Genomic DNA, 1,371 nt, shown 5'->3' on the forward strand with positions numbered 1-1,371 from the left:
TCATAGCTTAGTTCTTAAGGAACACAGATCGTGTGACTTCCTATTTTAAAACGGCACATGTCATTATTTTTTTCAATGGATTGCCGCTTACAATTTACCGCTAGTAGCTTAAGTACACGGTGTACCTTACGATTACACTGTGTTTGCTCTATGCAATCCAGAATATCATCCAGCCAAAGATAACTGCACTTACTCGCTCTAAATGTCGAGATCGCACACTTAAATATCGTCGCTGCACTATGGCAGATAAACCGCTTGATAAGTGTTTGCAGTATGCTCAGCCAAACCAGCGATTCTGCAATGTGTGGGTCTCTTGTGATGAATCCCTTAAGGTTATTCCATGACTTTAGCTCTTTGAAAAGTAACTCGATTTGCCAACGAGTCGCGTATATATCGAGTAACTCATCAAAGTTAAACTGTGTTTCTTTTAAATTAGTAACAAGGAAAACAGGGCGTTTTTCATCGGGTAGATAAATAAGCCTGTACTCGGGTCCATTTTTCTTCCAGCGTACTGTTAACTCAAGTGGCTGACTAGCACGCTTTTTGAGCAATGTTTTGAGTTTAATATGCTTTTCTTTAAGCTCTACGCCCGCGCAATAAGCAGATGTGACGGTTGGGTTGATGTTTTTATTCGCTCTAACCAAAAAGTAGCCGCCATCTTGAGATACTTGCTCAAAGTAATCTAAATCAAAATACCCTGCATCAGCAAGTAATAACGTATCTCCAAGTGTGTGACTACCCGGTAAAAAGGCTCGCTCGGTTTCAACATCAGGACGGATATCTATTTCACAAGGCTGTTCGTTAAATAGGTCATAAGTAAGATGTAACTCAATTGCGGCAGGACTTATCGCAGTAAAGCGACCAGCAAAAACCGGAGCTAATTCATCATGTAGAGCAAATGAAGAGCCATCTTGCAATAACACTCGCAATATTCCTCGCTGGGTAAAAAAGGTTTTATCCAGCGTGTTTACAGTCAATTTAGACATCGCTTGAATAACGAGTTCACGGACTAGCTCAGTCAAGGCAGGTTTTCGAATTTGATTATGAAAAGGTTTATAACTTATCGTGCAATTGGCCTGCGTTAGCAGGTTCTGATGGATATCTGACAAGTTAGCGTCTTGCAGGCAAGATAAGCTTTTGAACACAGCTTTGAGCAGAGAAACGATCGACAGGCAACGGTGTCGAACTTGAAATCCGGAGGTTTTTGCAAGCTCAATGAGGTGTTTTTCTGAGATAAGGGCTTTTAATTGATTTGAAACTTGGTTAATCTGCATGTGAACTCTGTTTTTGGTCATGTTTTTATTGGCGTAACTATTTGATCATTAACAGAGTTCAACTTCAAGTTTTCTTAAGATCCAACCTATGAAATAT

Annotated in this window: 1 protein-coding gene; it reads right to left on the bottom strand. The window is 40.0% G+C overall.

Going from position 1 to position 1,371, the window contains the following annotated elements:
* Window positions 1-14: 14 nt before the first annotated feature.
* Window positions 15-1,274 (bottom strand): IS4 family transposase, encoded by a 1,260-nt coding sequence (locus H5186_RS22450; protein WP_182795036.1) that lies wholly within the window; start codon window positions 1,272-1,274, stop codon window positions 15-17.
* Window positions 1,275-1,371 lie beyond the last annotated feature (97 nt).

Origin of the sequence: Pseudoalteromonas sp. SG41-2, from assembly GCF_014164535.1 — a bacterium.
GTDB lineage: Bacteria > Pseudomonadota > Gammaproteobacteria > Enterobacterales > Alteromonadaceae > Pseudoalteromonas > Pseudoalteromonas rhizosphaerae.

What these genes read in the sequence shown, in the direction of transcription:
- H5186_RS22450 (WP_182795036.1), bottom strand. Translation starts at nt 1,274, where the DNA reads ATGCAGATTAACCAAGTTTCAAATCAATTAAAAGCCCTTATCTCAGAA.